The sequence below is a fragment of the Tolypothrix campylonemoides VB511288_2 genome (genome assembly GCF_045999855.1).
GTDB classification, from domain to species: domain Bacteria; phylum Cyanobacteriota; class Cyanobacteriia; order Cyanobacteriales; family Nostocaceae; genus Scytonema; species Scytonema bouteillei_A.
Map to the genome: position 1 here is coordinate 1 of NZ_JBFPMW010000001.1, position 22,047 is coordinate 22,047.

The following is a 22,047-nucleotide window of genomic DNA, read 5'->3' on the forward strand; positions in this document are numbered from 1 at the left end:
AGCGCAACGCTCACAACTTCCCTCTCGACTTGGCTGCAACTGAAGTTGCTCCTGTCGCAATCAGCGCTCCTGCTATCAACGGTTAATCATTAATTCAGAGGCGCGGTTCACCGCGTCTTCAGAAGAGAAAAAGCGCTCCTCATGAGAGGGGCGCTTTTTGATCTTGTATTTCTCCTATTAGGATGCTGTTGGCGTCGGATAATCTCCTCATTTTCAGGCTGAGCTTGGAAACGAGAAATTGAGAGATTATCGAACTTACAAACGCTGTAACTCAACAGTTAAACTCCGGAGTTGTGATGAGTGGGGAGGTAGTAGCGCCGAAGTTCCATTACGACAAGCGATTTCCAGATCGTAAGGAATATTGGTACAAGGTTCTAGCACGAGTACGTAATGATTCTGCCAACCGCCAAAACTAGCAAACACCCAAACATATGGAAAATCAGCAGTATCAAAACTCATGAGCAAAGTAGAAGCCGAGCGCTGATTGCGAATTCCGCATTGCCCTACAGCCAACTGAGAACTATAATAAAATTCCTGTAGTTGTGACGATCGCGGTGGAATACGCTGTACGTTGACTTCACTGCCATCGGCTGCAAAAGCTTTGGGAAAGGGAGTTTTTTCCTGGCGACCAATAATTTTACTGAATTCCAGAACAGCAGGCTCAATAGTGCAGTCTGGAAGGAGAACTTCATCTCCTTCTTCAATAGCTACAGCTGTATGTTGCTTAAATAAAAACGGAATGGTTTCTTCCGACTGATTTTTAAACAAATACTTTATAGTCGCTTTTGCTTGCTTTTCATCAAGAGTAATGGTTTTTTCTACCTGCACTGGTACTGTTTGACAAGCAAGTGCCATCTTGACACTTAAATCAGACTTTTCCAACAATTCCCAAGCTTGCGACCACAATTCACCGTGATCGACCAAGTGCCGATTCTGGAAAACACCCGCCGCATCATTGGGAAAAATTTCATCCCAACCACCAGTCCAATTGCCATCAAAAGATGCACCCACTTCAAGGTTGCGGGATAGCTGTGGATCGTAATCTGAAGGATGCCACAGCCACTCGTGTCCTGTTTTCAAATCTTGCAACTGGTCGATGCGACCGCCAAGGTCTGGTCTAATGGAAAGTTGAATTTCAGAATTTTTCAGGGTAATTGTCATTCCTGGAAAGCGCGATCGCGGTTTTATTGCCAATCAACTCAGAAATTCTACAATTGCGCGGAAATACGTGCTTCTATCGTAGGAATTAACCTCGGATTCTACTGCACAAGCCAACTTATCAAACTCGGCATAACTTTTCTAGGGAATAGGCAAAGAACATAGCTCATAAGGCTTAGCAAAACAGTTCTTCGATCTAAAAAGTTGAGTCTCATTGAGTAAATTGCTCGGGAAAACCAAAGGATTTAAATCAGCAGGAAAGATGAAAAATTCTAACCCATAGAGGCATCCCTTATGGTAAAGCGAGATAGCTTCTACCAAGGGGGAAAACATAATTGGAGTCCACAAGCACAATCTGCTGCTGTAAAAGTAGACAACGACGCGGCTCGTTGCGTACTCATACTGCGGGAGAGGAGTTTGCCAAGGTGAAACCATACTAATACCAGACTCATCTGTCAAAAGGTAGAAGAGGTGTTATCTATCATTTGACTTATAGATACAAGTGATAACAACTACCTTTAGCTAGTTGCTTCTTTTCTAGATGTAATAATGATTATCTAAAAGTACTAGAAGGTTTAAGATGAAGCTCAGTAAAAATACAGGAAACTGCAAGACAAGCTTTTTACTTACCCCAAACTCTGGTAACAAAAATCGAGCCAAGCACGAACAAGAAAAAGTATAAACATCGTTATGAAAGAGCTAAAGTTTTGTTAAGATGCTTATGCTAGTATTTCATCACGAAAAACGCTTATCAAGGTGTGAAGAAATCTGTAAGTACTAGCACCATTGAGTTAAAAAGATCGGACAATGAGCAGCTACATTTTCTTCGACGATGCCCTTCGGATACTTGTAAACGCCTTCCTGGCTTCGGTTTTCTTACTTATTGCTGTTTCTGGCATAGGTTTGGCAATCATCGAAACCATTGAAAAATCGGGCGATCGGGTAGACACAAAGCGATTGAATTAGGATCTACTTACCTAATTTGATACTAATAAATTTTACGTATACCAGAAGTTTTACTCCCTTTAGCGAAAAGTGTGTTTTTTGTCAAGAACCATAAAGCAGAAGTGTTCGTTTGTGAAAAATCTTGGGAACACTAAAGCATAAGAGTCTCATAGCGCTGCACTATCCACCAACAGCGATCCAAGCACGGGTAGAGGCACTGCTGATGAGACACCAATTAGGGAGTAAACAACAATGGGTCTATTTGACAAAGTGTTTGGCGCACACAGCCAAGTCTACGACATCCTTACGCCAGCAGAAGCATTTGCTGCTATCACCTTGGCTGCAACTGCCTCAGACGGATATCTTTCTGATGAGGAGGCTCGTAGTATTTCTGCTACGCTGTCTCGGATGAAGCTCTTCAGAAGTTATTCCAATGATGTCATCAACAGAATGTTCGACAAGCTTCTTGGTATTCTAAGAAGAGACGGTTTAGACGCTTTGTTTAACTTAGCAAAGGAATCTTTACCTTACGACTTGAGGGAAGCAGCTTTCGCAGTCGCTTCGGATTTGGTGCTAGCTGACGGTATCGTGACTCGAGAAGAGCAGGATTTCTTGAACGACTTGTGTCATGCTTTGGATATTTCTCGTAACATTGCTACCCAAATTGTGGAAGTGATGGTAATTAAAAACAGGGGCTAATGCTTTTCTATTTTGAAAATAGAGAATAGGGAGCGGAAATCGGGAAGAGAGATTTTCATAACAGCCAAAACTCATATAGACTCAGTTCAAGAGATTTTTATACATTAGGCTTGCCAAAGGAGTTTTATCTCTTTTGGCTCTACATACATGGCTGGTCAGAGAGTCATGCGATCGCTGTTAAAATTTCCGGGCTGTTCCGGAAAACTTAGAACAGTATTAACATTTAAGGAATCTTGTCCTACTTATGGGCGGGGTACGCCCTAAGTGAAGTCACGAAGATTAAAATTTAGAAAATATGTCTTTTTCTATCACTCTCAGCCAACTAGTTAAAATTCTTTCTGCCCGCTCGGCCAATTTATCTGAAAATGAGCTAGCAAAATCGAGCATCGGTATACAAACAGACAGCCGTATTATCAAGCCTGGTGAAATATTTGTAGCTTTACGCGGTGAAAAATTTGACGGACATGAATTTATTCAAAAGGCAATAGACAAGGGTGCTTTGGCGGCTGTTGTCGATTTTGAATATGAGAATGCTGAATTTCCTATCTTGCAAGTCAACGATACGCTCTTAGCTTATCAGAAAATTGGTAGATGGTGGCGGGAGCAGTTTCAGATTCCAGTTATTGGGGTCACGGGTTCTGTAGGTAAAACCACTACTAAGGAACTTATTGCTGCTGTTTTGGCGACAAAAGGAAAAGCCCTGAAAACCTATGGCAATTACAACAATGAAATTGGAGTGCCAAAAACTCTGCTGCAATTGGCTCCGGAACACGATTTTGCAGTCATTGAAATGGCGATGCGCGGAACAGGACAAATAGCCGAACTCACTCACATAGCGAATCCCACTATCGGAGTGATTACTAACGTTGGCACGGCACACATTGAGCTTTTGGGTTCAGAGGAAGCGATCGCTCGAGCAAAATGTGAGTTGCTTGCAGAAATGCCTAAAGATAGTGTAGCAATTCTCAACCATGATTGTCCGTTATTAATTGAAACAGCAGCGAAAGTGTGGCAGGGAAAAGTTTTAACCTACGGTTTGTCGGGTGGTGATATCCAAGGCAGACTCGTTGATAGTGAAACCATTGAAGTTGGTGGGATACAGTTACCCTTACCTTTACCCGGACGCCACAATGCAACCAACTTTCTAGCAGCTTTAGCAGTCGCGCAAGTGCTGGATATAGATTGGTCGTTTTTAGAATTGGGTGTGATGGTCGAAATGCCAGGAGGACGATCGCAGCGTTTTACTTTATCCAATGATGTGGTTATTTTAGACGAAACCTATAATGCTGCACCAGAAGCAATGCAAGCAGCATTAAACTTACTAGCAGAAACACCCGGTCATCGACGGATAGCCGTACTTGGTGCAATGAAAGAATTGGGAGAGCGATCGCATCACATTCACCAAAAAGTAGGAGAAACAGTGCGAAAATTAAACCTAGACGCTTTGTTAGTTTTGGTGGATGGAAATGATGCCCAAGCTATAGCTGAAAGTGCAGAAGGCGTACCCTGTGAATGCTTTTCAACTCACGGAGAGTTGGTCGATAGGTTAAAGACATTTGTACAAGAGGGCGATCGAATTCTTTTTAAAGCAGCACACTCCATAGGATTAGATAAAGTTGTCAGTCAGTTCCGGACAGAGTTTAACAGTGACCAATGACCAATGACCCCCCTTTTTAAGGGCAGGGCTGTTTCATTCACTCTCTTAAGGATTTTGTCAAGAGTATTAGCCAGAAATTTTCGGCAGTCGGTGAGCGAAAAATGACAAATTCAATCACTAAATTTAAGTGCGTTAGCGCAGCTTGCCGAAGGCATCGCTCTTCTCATGAGCAAACAAAATTTTTGAACTACCTGATTTTTTTGGTTCATACGCTTGTAAATTCAGTCCTTATAGGGAATGAAACAGCCATACTTTTTAAGAGGGGCTTTGCGTCAGTTTTAATATTTAATAAATTTTCTACGTAGCACTGAGTAATTTATGTGTTGATGTCGCCATGGTTTCGTCACAATGAAGCAATATGTTGTTTATTAAAACTTGTCTTTTATGTAAATTTTAAATAAGTTTATATCGGGTTAAAAACGTATTGAAAAACTGCTGTTATATTTGTTTTGGGAAATATATTGTGCGGAAAACAGACTATTTCTTAAGGTAGCCAAATCTGTGCGCTTTATTAACTGAAACAACTTTCTTATGAAGAAAATTAGCAGACGTGTAGAGCGACAAATTATTTGTCCGTGACGACGAATTATTTGTCGCTCTAGAACAAATATTAAAAGCGGGCGATGGGACTCGAACCCACGACGTTCACCTTGGGAAGGTGACATTCTACCACTGAATTACACCCGCAAATAGTTAGTATTGTTATTTAATTTAGTATTGTAGCACAATTTTTTAATCTCGGCTAGCGTGTGGTAAACTTCTTTACAAGATATCAATAATTTTAGTTGTGCTTGATACAGGGCTTGAACTTTTGTCATCTTGCCACATTTATCATAAATTGATATAAGAAAAACGAATTTAACTTCTCAGTATTTTTTGTTCGCTACACGGGTAAAAGTAGCGAATGCAAAATGGGACACAATGTAAAGTTATGTTAAAAAGTTGCGTCAATGAAGAAGCTCATTGTCTTTAGACGTGAGGCACAGGCTGAATTTGACCAAGGAGAAAACGAATCAATATACTTATAATTAAGCTAAGTTGGCTCTACTGTGTAAAACAGTTAGGACGCTTTCTTATTAGCTGGATGTCGGATTTGTTATGTCTAAACCAAAAATTTTACAAGAAGGAACTAGTTACACTTTTCGTTCTTACTTCGAGTTACCTTATGAAACAGAAGATATTTTAGCTGAATTAGGTTATAGCTTTTCACGAGCGCGTATTACTTTACCTTCTTCTCAACGCATACCACAACGTTTACCTGAATTACGTCAGCAAATTGAGGAGTTGTTACCACTAGTTACTTTATCGAGCGAAACTGCACGTCGAGAAATTATGGTAGCACCAGTACTTTCGGAACTAGCGCGTTTTTGTAAGTGTCAAATGCGTTTAGAATATCCTCTCCAGGTAAATTCTCGACTCAAAGGTAATCTAGATTATTTACTGCGAAATATGAACGCAGATGAAAGAGGTAAAAGTTTTCTGGTAGTTGAAGCTAAAAACGACGATTTATCAAGAGGTTTTACTCAACTATCAGCAGAGTTAATTGCTTTGGCAATAGCAGAAGAACAAGATATTCTTTATGGTGCAGTTACAGTAGGTGATACTTGGCGTTTTGGTTTATTAGAACAACAACATCTCCATATTACTCAGGACATTAGTTTGTATCGCGTGCCTGATGATTTAGATGTTTTAATGCAAATATTGATTGGAATTATTGAATAATGAAATTGCAAAGGACTTTCCCAGGCGGAACCTGGGAAAAAGTTGCTCGTTCTGATTCATTAATTTGCCAACAAGACCCTTACGGAAGTTAGAGATCTAAGCCGAAGCAAAATATCTCATTTCAGTTAGCAGGCGGCAAATCCCTTACCACGTTGTTCCCTTCAGCAACATTTCGCCGTTGCTTTTTCTTCATCCCAAAACCGTGTTTAACTATATTCAGCATCCAGTTTTGGAAATCATCAATATATGAGAACAACACGGGTACGACTACCAAGGTTAGCAAAGTAGAAGTGGTAAAACCTCCCAAGATAGCAACACCCATTGATTGACGGACTTCTGCACCAGCACCAATTCCCAATGCTAGGGGAACAGTACCTGCGATGGTTGCTAGTGAAGTCATCATAATTGGGCGCAAACGGGATACTCCTGCTTCTATCAGTGCTTGACGTTGGGTTTTTCCTTCCTCCATGTTGATAATCGTGTAGTCAACTAATAGAATTGAATTTTTTGTGACAATCCCCATCAACAACACAATACCAATCAAAGCATAGATTCCCAAGGCTTTTTGTGCGAGCATCAAACCTACCAACGCGCCACCCAAACAGAAAGGTAACGCAGCCATAATTGTTATGGGGTGGAGGAAGTTATTATACAACAAAACGAGAATTGCATAGATACACATTAAAGCAAGCCCCAATGCACCGCCAAAACGACCGAAGATGTCAGACATAATTTTGGCATCACCAGAGTTTTGCAACGTGACTCCTGGAGGTAGCTTCTGCATAGCAGGTAGTTGATTGACTGCTTTCAAACCATCTCCCAAGGAAATTCCTTCTAAGTTCGCTTCTAAAGAAACTTGACGGGTGCGATCGAAACGGTTTATACTTGCGGGTCCGCTGCCAAAGCGGATATCTGCAACCGCCACTAAGGGAACGACACCTCCGTTAGAAGTGGGAACTTGAAGATTTTTGAGAGTCGTGAGATCCTCACGGGCTTTGGGGTCAATTTGGATGCGGATGGGGATTTGGCGATCGGGTAAATTGTATTTTGCCAAGCTAGCATCATTATCTCCAATCGTAGCAAGAGATGCAGTGCGGGCAATAGATTGCACCGAGACTCCTAAATCAGCCGCCCGTTGCGGATCGGGAACAACCAAAATCTCTGGTTTCACCAAACTTGCACTCGAAGATATCTCTACCAATCCCGGTATTCCCCGCATTTGTTTTTCGATCGCATTTGCGGCTTGGATTAAGGCTTCGGGATTTTCACTGCGTAAGAGTAAAGTTAAATCCTTGCGACCACCAACAGAACCAGCACTTTGGAAACCAATTCTTGCACCCGGAACTTGTTCTAGCAGAGGACGCACGGATTTCTCAAACTCTACTTGAGAAACTTTTCGCCCTTCTTCTTTAGGCTTCAACCGAAGTGTAAGTGTTGCAGTATTTATATCTTCTACAGACAGCACACTCAAAACATTGGGATTGTCCTTAACAAGGTTGGTGATTTGGGTTGCGACCTGTTTGCTATCTTCCAAAGAAGAACCGGGGGGGAGTTCTGCGGAGATAATAGAAATTCCTATATCACCACCATCCACCAATCCCTTGGGAATGAGAGGAACAAGCATCAAACTAGCAATGAAGAATGCGATCGCAATCCCCATCGTAGTTAACCTGTGACGCAATGCGAATCTGAGCAGGGATTTGTAGGGTCGGAAACGCTGACGGGAGGAGGAAAGGTGTGGAGTGGGGGAATGGGAGAACTTGCCATTCTCACCTTCTCTGTTCGGATGCTTATCCTTCATCAAATACGCCCCCATCATTGGCGTAATCATCCTGGCTACCAAAGTTGAGAAGATGGTAGAAACAGCAACAGTCAGACCAAAGGGTTGGAAAAATTGACCGGGAATACCACCCATAAAAGCAACAGGTAGAAATACGGCAATAATTGTTGCTGCACTTGCTATCACAGCCAAACCCACTTCATCAGATGAGTCAAAAGCTGCTTGCCTTGCTGACTTACCCATTGACATGTGCCGTTCCATGTTTTCAATTTCTACGACAGCATCATCTACTAGGTTACCCACTGCTAGGGCAAGTGCCAGTAAGGTCATGTTGTTAAGAGTATAACCCAAAGCATACTGCACGGCAAAGGTCGGAATCATGGAGAGTGGCAATGCTACAGCCGTAATTAATGTTGCTCGCCAGTCACGTAAAAATGCCATGATAACAATGACTGCCAGTATTGAAGCTTGGATTAATTCATCAATTGTACTTTGGTAAGAGTCCCTAACAAAAGCAGCCCTTGTAAAAATTAAGTCCAACTTAACATCAGGGGGAAGGGTCTTTTGCAGTTTTTCGACAGATGCTTTGACACCTTCTTCCACTGTCACCATAACACTACCCGTACTTCGCAGGACTTGGAACGCAACCACAGGTTTGTTATTCAAGCTTGCAGATTGTCGCACATCACCGTAGCTATCTTCTACCGTTCCCAAGCTAGACAAAGGTACAGAACCACCTCCAGGTAAAACAATTTCGTAGTTTCGTAAAACTTGTACGCTAGCAGCACTACCGAGAGTACGAATATTTTGTTCGCTACCACCGAGTTCTGCACGCCCACCTGGTAAGTTAATGTTAAAAGCCCGGATCTGCTCGTTGACTTGAGTAGCAGTAATACCTAAAGATTGCAAGCGAGCCGGATCTAAGTTAATCCGAATTTCTCGGTTCACTCCACCTATCCGATTCACTTGTGCTACCCCTCGCACCGCTAGCAACGCACGGCTGATAGTTTGGTCAACCAGATTGCTTAATTCCTCTACAGAACGCTTATCAGATCTGACTGCATAGGTTAGAATAGCACCCCCAGCAAAGTCTACGCGTTGCACGATAGGGTCATTAATGTCTTGGGGAAGGTTTTGACGAATTTGGGAGACAGCATTGCGAACATCATTTGTAGCGCGGTCTGTGTTTGTCCCCAACACAAAATTAATGGTCGTTGTAGAAACGCCATCGGTGACTGTCGATCGCAATTCGTCAATGTTACCCAGCCCCGCCACAGCGTCTTCAATTTTTTTAGTAACTTGAAATTCCAATTCCGCAGGTCCCGCCCCCGGTTGCGTGACTTTTACCTGTACTGTTGGAACATCAATATTAGGGTTAGTATCAATCCCTAAAGATTGGAAAGAAAACCAACCCACTATCGTCAAAATCAAGAATAATACTATTGTTGGAACTGGCTTTTTTATCGACCAAGCTGAAACATTGAAAGACATGGAAGTTTTGTGAGTAGTAGGTTGTTAGTGGGGGCGCGGCGACCTTGCGCCCGTACAGCTGTTATGCAATGCCTTAGGCCCATTTATTTATGAGTGAGAAATTAACTATCAGCATTAACGACTCGTACTTTGTCACCATCTTTGAGATAACCAGCACCTTGAACAACGATGCGATCGCCACGTTGCAATCCTTTTTTAACTTCCACTCTGCCACCAATAAGAACCTCTCCTAGTTCTACTTTTTGGGCGCGAACGGTGTCTTCACCCGATAGCATGAATACGATGACACTGCCATCAGATTGTGGTAATACGGCTTTTTGCGGTACACCAATACCTGTTGTTGTTGTGCTAGTAATAGCAGCACGAGCAAACATACCTGGTTTCAAAGAAGTCGTAGCAGGTAAATTAATTTTTACCGTTGCTTCGCGCCTTTGCTGATTGACAACAGGTTCTATTTCTCTCACTTTTCCTTCCAATTTCACCCGACTATCCAAAGCGGAAGTGACTTGCACGGGTGCATCAATTCGGACTTGTGGCAATTGAATTTCTGGGACTCGTGCAAGTAACTCCAACTCGCCATCTTGAATAATTGAGAACAATTTTTGTGTTCCACCAACTACAGTTCCAACTTGAGTTTGTGGCGGTACGCCTGTCACATCTCCAACTCGTGCCAATTTTTCTGCCACAACTCCTGAGACAGGGGCGCGAACCACAGTTTGTCCGAGTTGAGTTTTGAGTTGTCCTATTTTAGCCGCACTACTCCTGACATTCGCTTGGGCGCTATTAATATTAGCTCGAGCAATATTGACACCTGCCAATGCACCGCCAATGTTCGCTTGAGCGTTCTTAACATTGGCTTGAGCGCTTTTTATATTGGCTTCTGCAAGGCGTACTGCCTCTCTTGCCGTTGCCAAATTTGTTGTAGCAGTATCAAATTGTTGGAGGCTAATTGCTCCTTCATTCGATAATTTTTGATTGCGATCGAAATTGAGTTGTGCTTCTCTCAATTTTGCTTTAGCTTGAGCTAAGTCAGCTAATTTTTGCTGGACAATTGCTTGATTGGAAGCAACAACTGCTTCGCTCGATGATACTGCTGCTTGTTTCGATATCAAATCAGCTTGTTTGGAAGCAACATCCGCCTGTTTTGCCTCTACTTCCGCTTGTGCTTGCCGAATTTGGTCTTTAAGAAGAGAATCGTCTAAGATAGCCATCACTTGACCGACTTTGACTTTTTCTCCTTCCTTCACAAGAATTTGTTTGATTTGCAAACCATTTGCTTGGGGTAAAACTGGAGTTAGATCGCGTGCTGCTACACTTCCCGTTGCATACAATGTACGAGCAACACGGGTTGTTTCCACTAGTGCAACAGTGACAGTCATGTTTGGTGCTATTGCCACCGATTTAGTTGCAACTGGTTGTTGGTTCACCGAAAGATTACTGAAAAGGCGCATTCCTCCAAAGGAGAGAGCAACACCCAGACCCGTACCTACTAACAACGGTATTAGCCAAGGGTTACCTTGCTTTGGAACCGTTATTTCCTCTTCCCTAATGGCGTCTTTTACCACCACTGACTCTTCTAGTTCTAGTTTCGATAAACTCTCTTCACCCACAGTATGATGCCTCCGCTTTCTAGCAAACCTCGATAAGCAGCTTTGCTTAAGAAAGTTTAAAAATGATTGCTGTACATTAAATATGACGTATTTCTCCTGCTTCCGGTTGTGTGATTCCCCGGAATATACCCATGACAAAAGTCATATCTTTAGCAGTGGCTGGTAAACAGTAAGCCGTCGGGTCACTGGTCACTGCTTTATTGCTGTGCTAAAGTCAGAAAGATTTACTAGTGAATTGGTTGTTTGCCAAGTCACCAGGGAATCTGTTCCATAAAAGCGTTCAAGGGGATACTTGTCTACTCCGGATTTATCATCTAATTATGAAAAATTAAGAGAATCGATAAAAAAATCTTATCACTTGAGTTATTACTATGTTTAATGCAACTGAGATTTTAATAGATAATTTTGTCCAGCAAATTCGTGAAGGATACACTCGTACCTATGGCTGTTACAAGCATGATTACCAAGATATCATAGCTTGGGCAGGTAACATGGCTTTGGAAAATATTGCCAACAGTGATGCTTTGTATCATAACGTAGAACATTCCATCTTAGTCACTTTAGTTGGGCAAGAAATTTTGCGTGGGAAACATATACGTGAAGGGGGGGTTTCCAGTGAAGACTGGTTGCATTTTATTATTTCCTTACTTTGCCATGACATTGGTTATGTGAAAGGGGTATGCCGTCAAGACCGAGAAGAAGAAGGGTTGTATGGTACGGGTAAAGACGGAAAAATGATTAGTCTGTCACCAGGTGCGTCTGATGCCAGCCTCACGCCTTATCACGTTGATAGAGCTAAACTCTTTATAGATGAACGTTTTGGCGGTCATAAACTGATCGATTCTGAGGTAATTAAGAGAAATATTGAATTAACTCGCTTCCCAGTACCAGCTGTCGATGACCACCAAGATACGCATAGCTTTGCAGGGTTGGTGCGTGCGGCTGATTTAATCGGTCAGTTAAGCGACCCCCGTTATTTAAAAAAGATTACTTCCTTATTTTATGAGTTTGAAGAGACTGGGATGAATAAGGTATTGGGTTATCAAAACCCGGCTGACTTACGCAAAAACTACGCCAAGTTTTATTGGAATGTCGTCTATCAATACATTCACGATGCGTTACGTTACCTTTCTCTCACCCAACAAGGCAAACAAATTATTGCCAATCTTTACTCTAACGTGTTCGTTGTAGAACACGAAAAATCTCAAGAAGATAACCTCTTGCTGATGGAGAAACTGCGTGCATAAGGAATTATGAATTAAGAATGCTGAATTATGAATATTACTATATAATTTCATAATTCATAATTTATAATTCATAATTCCTATGAATTGGTGGCACAGACTTAAAAAAAATCCTTTAGCAAAATTTGGGGCAATTGTGCTCTTGATTTTCTACACACTGGTCATTGCAGCTGACTTTGTCGCCCCTTATGACCCCTATGCCTCTCAACCAAACGGTTCTCTACTGCCACCAACTCGCGTTTATTGGGTTTCTCAAGAATCAAAACAATTTATTGGTCCTCACGTTTATCCCACAACTCAGGGCGAAACCAATTTAGAAACAGGCGATCGCGAACTGATTGTCAACTTCAAAAAGCCTTCACCCTTAAGACTTTTCGTACAAGGCTCTACTTACCGTTTATTTCAGTTAAGCCTACCCCTCCCGCCTAAATGGGAAGAAGTCGATATCATTCCCGGTATTCCGTTAAATTGGCATCTATTTGGTGCTGATGGTGAAGCAAAGTTTAACCTTGTCGGTACGGATGACCAAGGACGCGATCAATTAAGTCGCTTGCTTGTTGGTGGTCGAATCAGCTTGTTTATCGGTCTTATAGGAGTCTTACTTACTTTTCCCCTGGGACTGATTATAGGTGGAATCTCTGGATATTTTGGTAGCTGGACAGATAGTATTATCATGCGCTTATCTGAAGTGCTGATGACTTTCCCCAGCATTTATCTTTTGGTCACTTTAGGAGCAGTCTTACCACCGGGTATATCTAACACCCAGCGCTTCTTACTGATTATTGTCATTACTTCCTTTATCAGTTGGGCAGGATTAGCACGGGTTATACGCGGACAAGTGCTTTCCATTAAAGAGAGAGAATATGTCCAAGCCGCTAAAGCGATGGGAGGCAAACCGCTTTACATTATCCTTCGTCACGTACTGCCACAAACCGCCACTTACATCATTATTTCTGCGACTCTCGCTATTCCCGGTTTCATCGGCGCAGAAGCCGTACTCAGTCTGATTGGATTGGGAATTCAGCAGCCAGATCCTTCTTGGGGCAATATGTTATCTCTAGCAACCAACGCTTCTATTCTAGTCTTGCAACCTTGGCTTATCTGGCCGCCAGCTATTTTAATTATTCTGACAGTGCTGTCTTTCAACTTACTGGGTGATGGGCTGAGGGATGCCCTCGATCCCCGTAGTTTGCAACGGTAGTACAGGAGCAAACTCACTAGCGGATGCTGACAAACCCAGCTTTTGTAATTAATTCCTGTCCTTGAGCGGTCAGTAGTAAGCGAGCATAAGCTTCACCTGCTTGTTGGTCAAGCTGATTGTTCTGTTTAATCACCACTAATAATCGCCGACTTAGGGGATACTGACCGCTTAAAAAGGCTTCTACGTTGACTTGGTTGCGTTGTTGCGGACATTGAGACAGGGGAATAAAAGGTAGCTTGTAAGGAGAAACGAGTTCATTGGAGTTACGACCCACTGGCAAAGGCTTAACGTTACACTGCGATATTACCAAGGGCGCAGAGGTGTAATAAATCCCCCCAGGATTGACCGCTACTTGACGCAAAGCCTCTGTTGTCGTTGGCATAAATACAATATGACTCCCAGAATCTCGGTCTTTCTTACCGTAGGGTATAATTTTTAGGTTTGGACCACCCACTTGGTTCCAGTTGGTGATTTTGCCTGCGTAAATATCATTAAATTGGGCTACAGTTAAACCTTTGATATTCAAGCTTGGGTTAACAGCGATCGCAACGCCATCAATTGCCACAGGTATTTCTTGAAGCGAAAAACCCCGCTGTCGCGCTTGCTCGTATGCTTCATTGGGAATCGGAACAGAAGATTGAGAAAACGAGAGTTGATTGTCTAACAACATCTGGATACCTGTCTGAGAACTAGGAGCACTGCGATCGGGATCGGTATAGCGCAAGCGAAACTGAGGCCATACGTTTTCAATAACCGGATCTACTGTTTTGCGGATAGAGACCCAACTCGTGCTACCACCGTAGTTAAACACTCCAGATGGTACGTTCTGTACGGAGGAAAAACTTTCAACTTTGGACTGCCCTAGTGGTTGCGATTGATTGTTGGCTAAACCACCTATATCAAGACCTGAGTGCTTCATGAACCACCAAACACCACCTCCTACTAATCCCACTGTAATAAGCAGAGCCAAAATGAGAACAGTGGTTTCGGACTTTTGGGGCATAGACATATATGAATCGCTCGTACCGCCAGAATGGCTTCTAAAATAGCAGCTTACTCCTTTAGTATAAGTTAAGTAAAAGTTAAACATAAATTATTGTTAATTTAAGAAATCAGACTGCCAAGCACTGATTAACTGAGATAGGAGGGAACGGAAACTGTAAACATAGATAAGTTCGAGGAAGTCAAAATAGACCTCACCTCAAACATTGAGCGCGATCGCGAAGAAGTGTGAGGTTTATTGAAAGCACCTTAAACATTGTCGGTATTATCTGGAGTCAGTTTCAAAGAAATGGTTAAAAGGAGATATAACTTTGCGGCTGCAAGTGACCTCGAACCAATCGTTTTTGGTGCCTCAAGACCGGGGTATTCTGCCCAAAACGTATCCGACTGGATTCACTTTGTAAAGTGTCATGGTATACAACGGGTTTGCTGCTTGCTTCCCGATCTCCAGCTAGCGCGTTACTCAGATCTCTTAGGAACCTACCAACAGGTATTTGGGGTAGAACGAGTTTGTTGGGCACCGATTGAAGACTTTCAACTTGTTAACAGTGAAACCTTGCTCCAAAAGATTCTGCCGTTCCTAGCAGCAGCAGACCAGCTTGGGGAGAAGGTCGTCGTCCACTGTTCTGGCGGGATTGGTCGAACGGGACATGTTCTAGCGGCTTGGTTAGTGAGTAGACGAGGATTATCCAACTCAGAGGCAATTGCATCCGTAAAGCGGACGGGAAGAAATCCGTATGAAGCGGCAATTGTTGCTTTACTTAAAGGTCGCAATCCTTGGAAAGTTGTAGCACAACTGAACGCACTTTTAGATAATTGTCGTGCTAATGATATGTACTAGTTATTAAATTCAGGTATTCCAAAGATTCATTAAACGTGAGATTGACAGACCTCACATTAACTAGAATTCATCAAGGTAGCCTTTTGTATGTAAAAAATGAATGAAAATTCATATGAATCGTTCTTGAATTGCGATCGCAATTTTTAATTTTTGGCTAATACCTCTGCAAGAGATGTTCTGTTAGCTGAAAACTAGAAAAACAAACGGTATGGAGACAATATGAAAAACAGAACAAAGAAGCAAATTGACTGTGTAGAAAAGCTCAAGATACTGGGAGATGACACCCGTCTGTCAGTTTTACAACTCCTCATGAACAGTCCGAGGTATGTGGGGGAGATGAACGCAATTTTGGGTTTGGAACAAAGCCTGCTCTCCCATCATTTGCAAGTTTTGCGTCGGGCAAAGTTGGTTGTGCAAGAGCGTGATGGAAAAGCGGTTCTTTACCGCTTGGCTCCAGAAGTGGAATTGACTGCAAGCAAAGCTTTAAACCTTGGTTGTTGTGTTCTCTATTTTCAAGAAAATTTGTAGTTCGATTTGATTATGCTAAAAAGATCGCAATTTTTGGTTTCTGTTGGAATGGGGCTGCTGAGCTGTGTTTGGCTCCAAAGCTGTTCTTCAGCAAACCAAACAGCAAGTAAGGTTCAAGACAAACTTGTACTGACTGGTTCCAGCACGGTAGCACCGTTAGCAGCAGAAATTGGCAAGCAGTTTGAATCCAAACATCCAGGTGTACGAATTGATGTCCAATCGGGGGGGTCTTCTCGCGGTATTTCCGATACTCGTCAGGGAGTAGCTGATATTGGTATGGTTTCCCGTGCTTTGAAATCAGAAGAACAAGATTTAAAAGCATTCCCAATAGCCAGTGATGGAGTGACGATAATTCTTCACAAAGACAATCCGGTGTCATCTCTAACTGACGCGCAAGTCGTAAATATTTACACTGGTAAATTGACAAACTGGAAGCAGGTGGGAGGTAAGGATGGGGTGATTGCGGTTGTGAATAAAGCAGAAGGGCGTTCTACCCTAGAATTGTTTACCCACTACTTCAAACTAAAAAATACCGATATCAAAGCGCAAGTGGTCATTGGTGATAACGAGCAGGGAATTAAGACTGTAGCAGGAAACCCCAATGCAATTGGCTATGTTTCTATTGGGTCGGCTGAAAATAGCGTGGCTGGTGGAAGCTCGATTAAACTGCTACCTGTTGGTGGTGTGACGGCGACAACAGCCAACGTGCAAAATAGTACTTTTCCTATTTCCCGCCCTCTTAACTTTGTAACCAAAACTGAACCTCAAGGACTGGCAAAAGAATTTATTAATTTCGCACAATCGCAACAGGTAAGTGACATTGTTAAAAAGCAAAACTTTGTTGTCGTTTCCAAATGACCTATGGTTAGTTTGGATACTCCGCTTCCTCACCGTAATAGCAGGAGCGATCGCACTTTTAATTATCGTCTTTTTGATTTTGGAGTCGTTACCAGTCCTCAACCATATAGGGCTCACTCGATTTTTTACCGACTCTTCTTGGAACCCAACTGTAGGGCTGTATAATCTCTTCCCCATGCTTTTGGGTACACTCTTGGCGATGCTTGGGTCTGTGCTAATTGCTACACCAGTTGGAATTTTGTCTGCTGTTTTTTGCCAATTTTACGCTCCAAAAGCAGTCGCAAAGCTCTATCGCCGCTTAATAGAACTATTAGCGGGAATTCCTTCTGTAGTTTATGGTTTCTGGGGACTGGTAGTGCTCGTTCCTTCCATTAGCAAGATACATCCACCAGGACCCAGCCTTATTGCTGGCATTGCTATTCTGACAGTGATGATACTGCCAACCATTGCACTTGTTGCTGATGCAAGTTTGGCAAAAGTCCCAACCTCTTACCTTCAAGGAGCTACAGCCTTGGGATTATCCCGTTGGGCTACCATTCGCAAAGTTGTATTTCCATCTGCCAGATCGGGATTATTCACAGGTTTAATTCTTGAAACTGGTCGTGCGATTGGAGAAACAATGGCAATTTTAATGGTGTGCGGTAATGTCGTACAAGTTCCAAAAAGTCTGTTTGACCCCATACGAACACTAACAGCTAATATTGCCTTGGAAATGGCATACGCTACAGGGGATCACCGTTCTGCATTGTTTGTGAGCGGGTTGGTGCTAATGGGAGCGATTGTATTACTGGTTGCTGTTGCAGAAGTTATCAGTCAGGGAAAAATTTATGACTAAACCCATTTTACGCTCCAAAGATTGGCTCCCTGCAATTGTTGTTTGGACAACTGCTGTTTTGGTGACTGCTCTGTTTTTTTGGATACTCAGCGATCTTCTTTGGCATGGTATGGGGCATGTGTCGTGGAAATTTCTAACGACCGAACCGGAAAACGCGGGTAGAGAGGGGGGAATTGCGAGCATTCTTGTTTCTACTTTCTTGATTATGGGAGTTTGTATGGCAGTTTCCATTCCCATTGGTATTGGTACGGCTGTTTTGCTAGCCGAGTTTACCCCAACACAAAACTGGTTTGGTGCTATGGTGCGGCGTAGTTTAGATGTACTGGCTGGGGTCCCTTCTATCGTCTTTGGATTGTTTGGCAATGTCTTTTTTTGTAAAGTTTTAGGGCTGGGGTTTTCCATATTGTCGGGAGGATTGACCTTGGCGTGTATGGTGCTACCAATCTTAATTCGTTCTACAGAAGAAGGATTTCGCGCTGTTCCAAATGAATATAGATTGGGAGCCGCAGCCCTTGGCTTCTCCCGCACGACCACTCTATTTCAATTGTTGTTACCTGCTGCGGTTCCTGGATTGCTTGTGGGATTGGTGCTTGGTATTGGTCGGGCGATCGCAGAAACTGCTGCTCTAATTTTTACAAGTGGATACGTAGATAGGATGCCAGAATCGCTGCTAGACTCCGGGCGTGCTCTTTCGGTTCATATTTTTGATTTATCAATGAATATCTCTGGAGGAGATGCTAATGCCTACGCTTCAGCATTAGTATTACTGTTAGTATTGCTATTGATTAATGGTACAGCAGCATGGATTGCAGAACGTTGGTTGCATAAAAGATTTTTTTCTATATAAAAAGAACGACAATAAGCCGATGATAGTAAATGCCAGCAATAGAACGACTGAAACATTCATTCAAACAGAAAATTTAACTCTACAATACGGGCAAAAAACAGCCTTCGCTAATGTTAACTTGAGTGTAAATGCAGGGGAAATATTGGCATTAGTTGGCCCTTCAGGTTGTGGGAAAACAAGTTTTCTCAGTTGCTTGAACCGTTTGACAGATATGATTCCAAACTGTCAAGTCAAAGGCGCAATTCGGATTGGTTCTGTAGAGGTACTCAACCCTAAAATTAACGCGACCGCACTGCGGCGTCAAGTCGGGATGATTTTTCAAAAACCCAATCCCTTTCCTTTATCCATTTGGAAGAATATGGAATTACCACTGCGAGAACACGGTATCCGCAACCGCGAGGAAATTGATAGGATTGTAGAAACAAGCCTACTGGATGTGGGATTGTGGGATGAAGTCAAAGACCGATTGCATACTTCTGCTTTAGCACTTTCAGGCGGACAGCAACAGCGTTTGTGTATAGCGAGAGCTTTGGGTTTGCAACCAGAAGCCCTGCTTTTGGATGAACCTTGTAGCGCCCTCGATCCCATTTCCAGTGGGATTGTCGAAGATTTAATTACTAGTTTGCGTCAGCGCTATACCTTAATAATTGTGACGCACAACTTAGCCCAAGCCAAGCGCATTGCAGACAAAGTTGCCTTATTTTGGGTTCAGGGCGGCGTTGGACAGCTCGTTGAGTCGGGAAAGGTGGAGCAAATTTTTAATTCTCCCCAACATCCCCTGACAGCTGCTTATATAACGGGTGCAAGGGGTTAACTGTTAAGTTTAACATCCAAAACAGTATGACGTTTCTTTTGGGCTAGTTGCTCCTGATGGTGCGTATTGAACCAAAAATAAGTGGAGCTTGATTTTCCCAATCTTTAGACGCTAGGAAAGATGGTTGGGAAATACCTTTTATAATAAAGATTGATTTTTACCCAAGTAGGTCGGCAAAAAACCAAACTCTATAACGAAAAGTAAAATCTTTATATTTTGCTCTGAGTTTTGCTTTAGCGTGGCAAAGCGCAACTACAAACCAATGATAATTACAAACACCAACTTACTTATTAAGGCAGCACGATCGACAAAAGCATCCGTAAATTTATGAATTCTTGGAATCAGCACTTAACCACCAAAGTCGCCAGTTCATTTCTCATTTTATCTTTATTTACTGTCGGTGTTGTGGGAGGCGTCGCCTTTTTTAAAGCGAGGGAGGCGCTAAAAACGTCTGCTTTCAATCAGTTGCGCGTGACTGCAACCCTCAAGGAAGGAGAAATTACTCGTTGGTTTGAGGATCAACAGCGAGATTTTTTGCTTGTCACTCAGTTTCCTGATGTACAAGCAAACGTCAAGGTACTCTTAAATAACCCAATAACTGACCCAAAATATAAAACTTCTCACGAGATTCTCTCTGAATATTTAAAGAACGTTGTTAAACTCAAACTAAATTTTAAAGAAATTTTTATTATCGATCGCACAAACAAAGTCATTTTATCCACAAACAAAGGACGTGAAAATGAGTACGAAATTTTAGCCAGTATTACGTATATTGAAACAGTAGAACCGGGCAGTTCTTTCGATCCAATTTTTTATGTTTCTCCTGAGACAAATAAACCATCAGTCACCTTAGCAGCGCCTCTTCGCGATGCTAAAGGGACTCGCCAGGGAGTCATTTTAGCTCATCTCAATTTAGAAAGAATCGATCGAATTGTTCGAGAACGAAAAGGTTTGGGAAAAAGCGGTGAAACTTATTTAGTTGGTTCCCTCATCACGCAAAACACTTTTATCTCTAAAGAATCTTCCAATATTCAAGAATATCCTGAGGGTGTAAGCAGCAAAGGTATAGATGATGCGATGAATGGCATCAGTGGAGAAGATTTATATAAAAACTATGCCAATATACCAGTGATTGGAGTTTACCGTTGGCTAAACGATCAAGACCTTGCTCTTTTAATAGAAATGCATCAAGAAGAAGCTTTTTTGCCCGCACGTCAACTAGCAGGAACAATTGTGTTAGTAGGGCTAGTATCGGTGGGATTCCTCTTGGTTGGAGTTTATTGGCTGACACGACAATTAAAAATTTCCCGACAGCAACTAGAGAATTACAGTTCCAAATTAGAACAAAAAGCTCATGAAGCAGAAGCAGCTAACCGCGCTAAAAGTGAATTTTTAGCGAATATGAGCCACGAACTCCGGACTCCCCTCAATACAATCCTCGGCTTTACCCAACTCTTGACTCGCGATCCATCTTTCCAATCTTCCCAAATCGAACAACTTGAAATTATCAGTCGCAGTGGCGAGCATTTGTTAACCTTAATTAACGATGTGCTTTCCATGTCAAAAATTGAGGCGGGCAGAACAACACTGAATGAAAATGGTTTTGATATGTATGGTATGCTGGACTCCTTAGAGGAGATGTTCCGACAAAAAGGAGAATCTAAAGGTTTAAAACTGATATTTGAGCGTTACCCTGAAGTTCCCAGATATGTGCAAACAGATGAAAGCAAATTGCGCCAGGTTTTAATCAACTTAATTGGTAATGCGATTAAATTTACAGAAGAAGGCGGTGTGGCGGTTCGCGTGAAAATGGGGAACGAACAAACAAACCAGCAGGCTCCCCAATTAGATACAGACTCACGATACAAGATCTCGACAACTCGTAAACTTCATTTTGAAGTAGAAGATACTGGTTCCGGAATTGCACCCTCTGAGATGGAGAGATTGTTTAGACCTTTTGTTCAGACAGAAACTGGTCGGAAATCTCAGCAAGGGACAGGTTTGGGTTTAACCATCAGCCAACAATTCGTGCATCTGATGGGAGGTGAGATTACTGTAAGCAGTACATTGGGTCATGGGACCATTTTTTCTTTTGACATACGAGTTGTCCCGATGGAAAGGCTGGAAACTCAAATTCAGCAAAAACGACGGCGCGTTCTTGCTGTCGCTCCAAATCAGCCCAAATACCGCATTTTGATAGTTGAGGATAAATGGGAGAATCGCTACCTCTTGCTCCAAATGCTGACATCTCTGGGCTTTGAGGTCCGGGGAGCAGAAAATGGTTTAGAAGGGATTCGTTTGTGGGAAACTTGGGAACCGCATCTAATTTTAATGGATATGCGGATGCCAGTCATGGATGGGTATGAAGCAACTAAACGCATCAAAGGTCATTTAAGAGGTCAAGCGACGACCATCATTGCTTTGACAGCAAGTGCATTTGATGAGGAAAGAGCTGTCGTTTTGTCTGCGGGATGCGATGATTTTGTACGCAAGCCCTTCCGGGAAGAAGTCATTCTAGAAAAAATGGCTCAGTTTTTAGGAGTTCGTTATGTCTATGATGTCAAGGATGAAGTTAAAAGCAGCAAGGATGAAACAACGCCTTCGTCCTTTACCCTAGAACCCTCATCCTTGGGAGTTATGTCTCCTGAATGGATAACACAACTTCATCAAGCCGCGCTTTGCACTGATGAGAAGCAAATTTTTAGCTTGATCGAAGAAATACCAGAAGAATATGCAACTCTTGCAAATTCCTTAATTGATTTAGTTGAAAATTTCCGGATTGATAAAATCATAGATTTAACACAACCCAATTGAG

The 22,047-nt window shown here is 42.4% G+C and carries 17 protein-coding genes, 1 tRNA gene and 1 pseudogene; 14 read left to right on the forward strand and 5 right to left on the reverse strand.

The features are described 5' to 3' along the window. A pseudogene (locus AB0756_RS00005) lies at positions 1-86 on the forward strand (photosystem II protein D1); the annotation flags it as partial. 169 nt (positions 87-255) lie between these two features. Here AB0756_RS00005 and AB0756_RS00010 read toward each other — a convergent pair. Beyond that, entirely contained in the window at positions 256-1,194 is a 939-nt protein-coding gene (locus AB0756_RS00010; protein WP_137986193.1) for an aldose epimerase family protein, read from the reverse strand. 771 nt (positions 1,195-1,965) lie between these two features. Between AB0756_RS00010 and AB0756_RS00015 the strand changes: the two genes are divergently transcribed. The 3 genes from AB0756_RS00015 (at position 1,966) to AB0756_RS00025 (ending at position 4,459) form a co-directional block, all read left to right on the forward strand. Beyond that, entirely contained in the window at positions 1,966-2,124 is a 159-nt protein-coding gene (locus AB0756_RS00015; RefSeq protein WP_038076519.1) for a hypothetical protein, read from the forward strand. A gap of 231 nt (positions 2,125-2,355) precedes the next feature. Next, on the forward strand, positions 2,356-2,802 hold the full coding sequence (locus AB0756_RS00020; RefSeq protein WP_038076517.1) for a tellurite resistance TerB family protein: 447 nt from the start codon (positions 2,356-2,358) through the stop codon (positions 2,800-2,802). 295 nt (positions 2,803-3,097) lie between these two features. Further along, positions 3,098-4,459, forward strand: a complete 1,362-nt coding sequence (locus AB0756_RS00025; RefSeq protein ID WP_038076514.1) for a UDP-N-acetylmuramoyl-tripeptide--D-alanyl-D-alanine ligase — start codon at positions 3,098-3,100, stop codon at positions 4,457-4,459. A gap of 615 nt (positions 4,460-5,074) precedes the next feature. Here the strand turns inward: AB0756_RS00025 and AB0756_RS00030 are convergent. Further along, a tRNA-Gly gene (locus AB0756_RS00030) sits at positions 5,075-5,146 on the reverse strand. Between the two features lie 411 nt (positions 5,147-5,557). On the opposite strand from AB0756_RS00030, the gene AB0756_RS00035 reads away from it, so the two are divergent. Beyond that, a complete protein-coding gene (locus AB0756_RS00035; protein ID WP_038076513.1) occupies positions 5,558-6,181 on the forward strand; it encodes a hypothetical protein in 624 nt (207 codons plus the stop codon). A 121-nt stretch (positions 6,182-6,302) separates the two neighbouring features. On the opposite strand, the gene AB0756_RS00040 is transcribed toward AB0756_RS00035, so the two are convergent. Together AB0756_RS00040 and AB0756_RS00045 are read right to left on the reverse strand one after the other, a co-directional pair. After that, positions 6,303-9,452, reverse strand: coding sequence for an efflux RND transporter permease subunit (locus AB0756_RS00040; protein WP_038076510.1), 3,150 nt, complete (start codon positions 9,450-9,452; stop codon positions 6,303-6,305). Positions 9,453-9,553: 101 nt separating this feature from the next. Beyond that, a complete protein-coding gene (locus AB0756_RS00045) occupies positions 9,554-11,062 on the reverse strand; it encodes an efflux RND transporter periplasmic adaptor subunit (protein ID WP_038076507.1) in 1,509 nt (502 codons plus the stop codon). A 371-nt stretch (positions 11,063-11,433) separates the two neighbouring features. Between AB0756_RS00045 and AB0756_RS00050 the strand changes: the two genes are divergently transcribed. After that, positions 11,434-12,309, forward strand: a complete 876-nt coding sequence (locus AB0756_RS00050) for an Npun_R2479 family HD domain-containing metalloprotein (protein WP_050045481.1) — start codon at positions 11,434-11,436, stop codon at positions 12,307-12,309. Between the two features lie 79 nt (positions 12,310-12,388). Then, complete coding sequence (locus tag AB0756_RS00055; RefSeq protein WP_038076506.1) at positions 12,389-13,507, forward strand: ABC transporter permease; 1,119 nt, start codon at positions 12,389-12,391, stop codon at positions 13,505-13,507. Between the two features lie 16 nt (positions 13,508-13,523). Here AB0756_RS00055 and AB0756_RS00060 read toward each other — a convergent pair whose 3' ends face one another. Next, entirely contained in the window at positions 13,524-14,510 is a 987-nt protein-coding gene (locus tag AB0756_RS00060; protein WP_050045482.1) for a PstS family phosphate ABC transporter substrate-binding protein, read from the reverse strand. Positions 14,511-14,798: 288 nt separating this feature from the next. Between AB0756_RS00060 and AB0756_RS00065 the strand changes: the two genes are divergently transcribed. The 7 genes from AB0756_RS00065 (at position 14,799) to AB0756_RS00095 (ending at position 22,046) form a co-directional block, all read left to right on the forward strand. Further along, positions 14,799-15,350: a protein-tyrosine phosphatase family protein gene (locus tag AB0756_RS00065; RefSeq protein WP_038085690.1), complete on the forward strand. Its 552-nt coding sequence runs from the start codon at positions 14,799-14,801 to the stop codon at positions 15,348-15,350. 219 nt (positions 15,351-15,569) lie between these two features. Further along, the gene (locus AB0756_RS00070; protein ID WP_038085687.1) at positions 15,570-15,878 is read left to right on the forward strand and encodes an ArsR/SmtB family transcription factor; all 309 of its coding nucleotides are present in this window, start codon (positions 15,570-15,572) and stop codon (positions 15,876-15,878) included. 12 nt (positions 15,879-15,890) lie between these two features. Further along, positions 15,891-16,736, forward strand: coding sequence for a phosphate ABC transporter substrate-binding protein (locus AB0756_RS00075; protein ID WP_237266041.1), 846 nt, complete (start codon positions 15,891-15,893; stop codon positions 16,734-16,736). Further along, positions 16,693-17,571, forward strand: a complete 879-nt coding sequence (gene pstC / locus AB0756_RS00080) for a phosphate ABC transporter permease subunit PstC (protein ID WP_038085685.1) — start codon at positions 16,693-16,695, stop codon at positions 17,569-17,571. Before AB0756_RS00075 ends, pstC begins: the two co-directional genes overlap by 44 nt. Continuing rightward, complete coding sequence (pstA, locus tag AB0756_RS00085) at positions 17,564-18,418, forward strand: phosphate ABC transporter permease PstA (protein ID WP_038085682.1); 855 nt, start codon at positions 17,564-17,566, stop codon at positions 18,416-18,418. Before pstC ends, pstA begins: the two co-directional genes overlap by 8 nt. 19 nt (positions 18,419-18,437) lie before the next feature. Then, positions 18,438-19,232, forward strand: a complete 795-nt coding sequence (locus tag AB0756_RS00090; RefSeq protein ID WP_038085680.1) for a phosphate ABC transporter ATP-binding protein — start codon at positions 18,438-18,440, stop codon at positions 19,230-19,232. 327 nt (positions 19,233-19,559) lie between these two features. Next, the gene (locus tag AB0756_RS00095) at positions 19,560-22,046 is read left to right on the forward strand and encodes a hybrid sensor histidine kinase/response regulator (RefSeq protein ID WP_038085678.1); all 2,487 of its coding nucleotides are present in this window, start codon (positions 19,560-19,562) and stop codon (positions 22,044-22,046) included. The last annotated feature ends 1 nt before the right edge of the window (position 22,047 follow it).